This window comes from Mycoplasma sp. AC157, from assembly GCF_054343415.1.
Genome location: NZ_JBTGVE010000033.1, coordinates 1 through 5,812 on the forward strand (window position 1 = coordinate 1; position 5,812 = coordinate 5,812).

At 23.5% G+C, this 5,812-nt stretch carries 4 protein-coding genes; 1 reads left to right on the top strand and 3 read right to left on the bottom strand.

The genetic code is table 4. The annotated features are described in order from the left end of the window. Positions 1 to 111: 111 nt before the first annotated feature. From ACXX84_RS03955 to ACXX84_RS03965, 3 genes are all read right to left on the bottom strand, one after another. Positions 112 to 2,754: a type I restriction-modification system subunit M gene (locus ACXX84_RS03955; protein ID WP_458559661.1), complete on the bottom strand. Its 2,643-nt coding sequence runs from the start codon at positions 2,752 to 2,754 to the stop codon at positions 112 to 114. Between the two features lie 227 nt (positions 2,755 to 2,981). Further along, positions 2,982 to 4,511, bottom strand: coding sequence for a phospholipase D-like domain-containing protein (locus tag ACXX84_RS03960; protein ID WP_458572949.1), 1,530 nt, complete (start codon positions 4,509 to 4,511; stop codon positions 2,982 to 2,984). A gap of 27 nt (positions 4,512 to 4,538) precedes the next feature. Then, complete coding sequence (locus tag ACXX84_RS03965; RefSeq protein ID WP_458557709.1) at positions 4,539 to 4,799, bottom strand: hypothetical protein; 261 nt, start codon at positions 4,797 to 4,799, stop codon at positions 4,539 to 4,541. 121 nt (positions 4,800 to 4,920) lie between these two features. Here ACXX84_RS03965 and ACXX84_RS03970 point away from each other — a divergent pair, with 121 nt between their 5' ends. Further along, positions 4,921 to 5,688: a leucine-rich repeat domain-containing protein gene (locus ACXX84_RS03970; protein ID WP_458572950.1), complete on the top strand. Its 768-nt coding sequence runs from the start codon at positions 4,921 to 4,923 to the stop codon at positions 5,686 to 5,688. Positions 5,689 to 5,812 lie beyond the last annotated feature (124 nt).

Consider the following 5,812-nt stretch of genomic DNA (forward strand, 5'->3'; position numbering starts at 1 on the left):
TTTAGTTTTCCATTTTGAATAGAAACTAAATTCCCTAGGTTGTCCTGTTCTCAAGCGTGAGTAAATTCTTTGAATCTTAAAGAAGGAACTAACTTGTCTTTTGAAATCATTTTATTTATTTCCTAAAATTTTTATTAACTCTTCAATTGCTTCCATATCTGAAGGTTCACCTTTTAATTCAGAAAGCAGATTAATTAGATTGGATTCTTGTTCTTTAATTTGATTATTGATGTCACTTAAAGTATCAAAGTATTTATCATATAAATATTCTAATTTGGAAATTAAATAGTTAATAATAGCATCTTGTTTTTCAAAAATAATAGATTCAAAATTACTAATTCATTCTTTGTGTAATAAATTAAAGAATTCTTCTTCAGTGATGTTTGATAAGTATATTTCAATATTTTGGTTTAATTCTGTTTTTAAATTTTTTAAGTCTTTGTTTAAGTCAGATTTTTGGTTATTTAAATTATCAAATTCTAATAATTTGCATTCTAAAGATTCTTCTTCTCATTGTTCATTAGAATCAATTTTTTTAATGTATTTTTTAACTTCTGCGGCTTTTATTACTCCATCTTTAAATAATTCTTCATCTTTGTCTTCGTCATTAATGCTTTCAACAATGGAATTCATTTGGGAATCTAAATCTGTAATTTGCTCTTGTTTTTCATTAATTGAATTAATTAAAGAGGTAAGTTTAAATTTACCAATGGTATCAATATCAAATAATTCACTTTCGATTTTATTAACTTTACCATCTTTGGTTTTGCTAATTGTTGTTGTTTGTTCAAGGATTGTGCTAAATTCTTCTCCTTCAAATTTTTGAATAACAGAAATTGTTGGTTGAATATGTTTATGAGCATAATCAAGCATTATTTGGAATAATTCATATTTATCTAATAACGGTACGTCTTCTAAATCTTCAAAGATATATTTATCAATAATATTATCTAAATACTTATCATCAAGTTTAAAAATATTGTCTAATGAAGAAGTTAAATTAGAAATTTCTTCACTAAAATCACTAATGATTTGTAAATAGTGATTTGAATATGCTTTAACATCACTATTTTCTTTTACTTTATCTTGAATTAAGCCCTTATCAATGAGTTTAAAGTAAGAATCATTAACTTTGGTTGTGATTGTGTCAAAAAGGGAGTTAAAAGTATTTCAATATGCTTTTAATTCATCAAGCTCCACTTTAGGTACTCCGCCATACATTGATGCATATAAATCGTGTGTTTCTTCTTTTTCAAAGTTATCAATGTATCTAGAAATGTTTAAATTGAAGTCATTTTCTTCAATTTCTTTTAAAGTAACATTTCTAGAAAACTTAGAAATTTCTGCTTTTGATTTATAAACATCAATAATTCTTTTAATATGAGATCTTTCTAGTTTGTTATTTTTTCCATCTTTGACAAAGAGTTTAGAAGCATCGATAAATTGGATGTTACTATCTGCTTTATTTTTCTTAAGAATCATTACGATAGTAGAAATACTTGTTCCAAAGAAAATATTTGCAGGTAAACCAATAATTGTTTCAATTTTTTGATTTTTAATAAGTTTTGTACGAATTTCTTTTTCACTGGAACCTCTAAAAAGAACACCGTGTGGTAGAACAATCGCCATCATTCCGTTTGTATCTAAGTGATATAGTTCATGTAAAAGGAATGCATAATCTGCTTTTGATTTTGGAGCAACTCCATAATCTGCATAACGCGGATCTGTTTGTCTTCCTTCTGGATTTCATTTTAAAGAATAAGGTGGATTAGAAACAACTGCATCTACAGAAATAATATCACCGTTATTTTCACTAACCGGTCAATCTTCATTAAGAGTATCACCACATCTAACATTAATATCGGCTGAATTAATGTTTTTCATAATTAAATTCATTCTAGTTAAATTAAAAGTAGTTCTAACTTTTTCTTGAGCATAATAAGTTACAGAATCTTTGTTTTTGTCATATTTCTTAAAGGTTGATCCAATATTTAAAAGTAAAGAACCCGATCCTGAAGTAGGGTCATATACCTTTATTTTATCTCTATCTCTAAAGTTTCAAGCAATGATTTCAGACATTAGAACAGAAACTTCATGTGGTGTATAAAATTCACCACCTTTTTTACCCGCTGTAGAAGCAAATTGTCCAATTAAAAATTCATAAACATATCCTAAAACATCATAGTTCTGATTAGTTACAGGAATATCTTTAATTTGTTCCATTATTTTTTTAGCTGTTTCTGTTTGTTCTTGAACATTGGAACCAAGTTTATTCAACTGTTCAACAGAAATCATAATAATATCTTCAAATAAGTTTTTGTATTTTTGATCATCTATAATATTTTTGTTAAATCTTTGAATTGCTTCTGAAAGTTTGGAAATGCTAAAATCTGATTGTTTTCCATATTTGTTTGTTGTTCATACTTGATATAAATCGTTGTAAAAAATGAAATATCCTAAATCTTCTTTTATTAAATTGATTTTTTCTTTAATTTCTGTGATTTTATCTTCATTATCTGTATAAATTTCAGTATAGTTAGAAACCATTTCTTGAATTTCTTCGATTGAAAATTCAAACTTTTCTTGCATTAAATCAATTTGTTTTTGAGATAAGAAACTATAGAATATAAAAGATAATATAAAGTCTTTATATTCATATGCTTCTAAATTACCTCTTAAACCATTTGCAGATTGTCAAATTCTATTTGCTAACTCTTGTTTTGTTATTGTTTTTTCAAATTCTTTTTTTGCCATTTTTTCCTTTCTTGTTTTATTTAATAGCCTAATTTATTTAATATTATAATTATATTAAAAAATAATGTTTATTTATGTATAAAGCAGATGTTTTTGTGTATCTAAACTCCTGATTTTGCCAAAAATACAGGGAAATTGCTTGTTTTTAGCTTTTTATTATAAAAAAACAAAAACTTGCTTTTTTACAAGTTTTTGCTTGATTTCATTTAAACTATAAAACAAAATGTTTATAAAAGACTTTTGAATAATTCGATAATCATTTTTTTAACTTTAGAAGTAGGTTTTGTATTTGTAAAAGTTTTAGGTATAACAATATTTTTTTCTTTTAAATTTTCAATATTTTCATTAAATTTTTTAATAAACTGACCTTGAATTAAAACATTAATTTCATATTGAGAATAAAAGCTTCTAATATCTAAATTCATTGTTCCAGTATATGCTATATTTTCATCAATAATCATTGATTTAGTGTGAGAAAAAACATTTTTAAATTCAAATATTTGAGCACCATATTCTTCAAGTTGTTTTGCAAAATCTTTTGTGAATCATTCAACGTATTTTTTGTCATATTTTCCAGGTAAATAAATTTCAATTTTTCTACCTAGAATAATCATTTCTTTTAAAGCAAGAAAAATTCTTCTTGTGGGAATGAAGTAAGGAGTAAAAATTTCAATTTTTTCTTTTGAAGAATATATCATTTGAATTATAAAGGTTTCTAAAAAAGAAACGTCATATCTTGGACCACCTTCAAAAATTAATCCATAATTTTCTTTAAAATCATTATTCATATTGAAATTTATATTTAAATAAGAATTGATATCAGTAATCTCATAATCAGTTCATAAATTTCAATCTTTGATAAATGAATTGGTTAAATCAACAACAATTTGTCCTTTTATTCTTAAGTTTGCATCGAACCAAATTCCGTATTTTGTTGAAAAATTAGAATATTCATCACTTAAATTATTTCCACCAATGTAACCTATTTTACCATCTATAATAAAAAGTTTTTTATGAATTCTATAAAAGCTTTTAGAATGAATAAAAGGAAATCAAATTTTGTTATAAACATAAAATTGAATACCTAATTTCTTTAATTCTTTAAAGTCTTTTTTTGGAAGAGATGCAGATCCAAATCAATCTAAAATAATTTTAATTTCAACATTTTCTTTTGCTTTTTGAATTAAAATATTTTTCATTTGTAACCACATAAAATCATTTTTAATAATATAAAGTTCTATGAAAATAAATTTTTTGGCATTTTTTAAATCTAAAAATAACTTTTCAAAAAAATCATAACCATTTAAGTATAATGAACTATTAAAATTTTTAGGATTTGTTGTGAATATTTTGTGAGCTTTATCAAATAAATCTAAATTAACATTTTGTTTGCAATTAAAACCACAGAAATCATTATCATAAGGAGTTAAATTTCTATTAAGTAAATAGTCTTTTTCTTTTATTCTATAATTATATTTTCTTCCAAAAATTAAAAAGAGTATTGGACCAAAAAAGGGGAAAATAAGGATAATTAATATTCAAGAAATTTTTGCATCTATATGTCTTTCTTGTAAAAATAAATAAATAGCAAATAAACAATTTATGAAGTAAAATATTATTCCACCGATTATAAATTCTAATTTTGCATCTTTAAAGATTTTAGTTATGGCAACATACGTAAAAAAAATAAGAAAAAATAAAAAGGAGAATAAAAATAAAAAGTTTATTACTTTATTAATAGAAATCTTTTTTTTCATATTGATAATTATATAAAAAAAATAATTTTAGTAAATAAAATAGATAGGATTTATGGTTTTTGTATTACCACTATCTTTTGTTGTTGGAGAATCTCATTTTTGAGATAAACCTTCTTTGGTTTTTATTTCTCCTGATGAACTTGTTGCCATTTTTGCAGAAGCAACAAGTGAAGCAATAGAACTAACCATTAAAGGGATATAAGGTAGAACTGCTGCAAATGCAAAAGATCCACCAATGTTTTCTATTTCTTCATTAGTCAACTTAACCAAAGTCACTTTTTGTTTCATTTGTCCCTCCTTTCACTTAATATTTATTTTTTATTCAATTTTTACTAAAAAAAGGAAAAAAATAAGATTTTATTTCTATTTTTCCAATTAGAATATAAAATTGTAAAGATAAAGGAGAAAAATGAAAATATTAACAAAAAAAGAATCATTAGAAATTTTGAAACAAAAGGAGTATTTTCAAAATGCTATTTTAGATTTAAGTAGTTTTAAAGATTTAGAAATAATTGATGAGTTAGCCTTTGCAACTAAAGGAATAGAAAAGGTTATCTTTCCAGAAAATTTAAAAATTATTAAACTTTCTGCATTTATGAATTGCACTATTAAAGAAATTGTTTGAAATAATAAAATTGAAATAATTGAAGACTCCGCATTTGAAACTAATTTTTTAGAAAAAACTGAATTGCCAAGTTCCTTAAAAGAAATTAAATCATTTGCTTTTGCTGATAACCAATTAGAAAAAATTAGCATTCCTGCTAAAATAGAAATCGTTGAAGAAAGTGCTTTTGAAAACAATGATCTTTTACATTTAGAATTCAATAATGAAAATCTTTCAATCACTTTCAATCCTTTCTGAAATAATCCAAACATTGAAACTCTAACATTTAATTTAAAGCAAACTTTTATTCAAGATAGTGAAAATAAAGGATACAAAAAAATATCTATTAAATACATCGAATATTCAAATTCAAAAGATTTTCATAATATTTCTTTTATAGATTTTAATTTATTAAATGATTTAATGAAATATGAAGATTTTGCTAATATAAAGGAAATTATCTTTATAAACGATAAAACAAGTAGTTCTGAATCAATTGAAATTTATTTTAGTTTTAATAAAAACAATAAAATTTTATTTTTTGCAGATCAGCAAATTAATTTTCATAAATAAAATTCAAGTTCAAAAACTTGAATTATTTTTTTACTTTGTTGTTGCTTCGTTGCTTTGACCATATTGTCATTTATCCCGTCTTTCCCAGTTGACGGGATTTTTTTCTTTTTTTTCATATATTTAA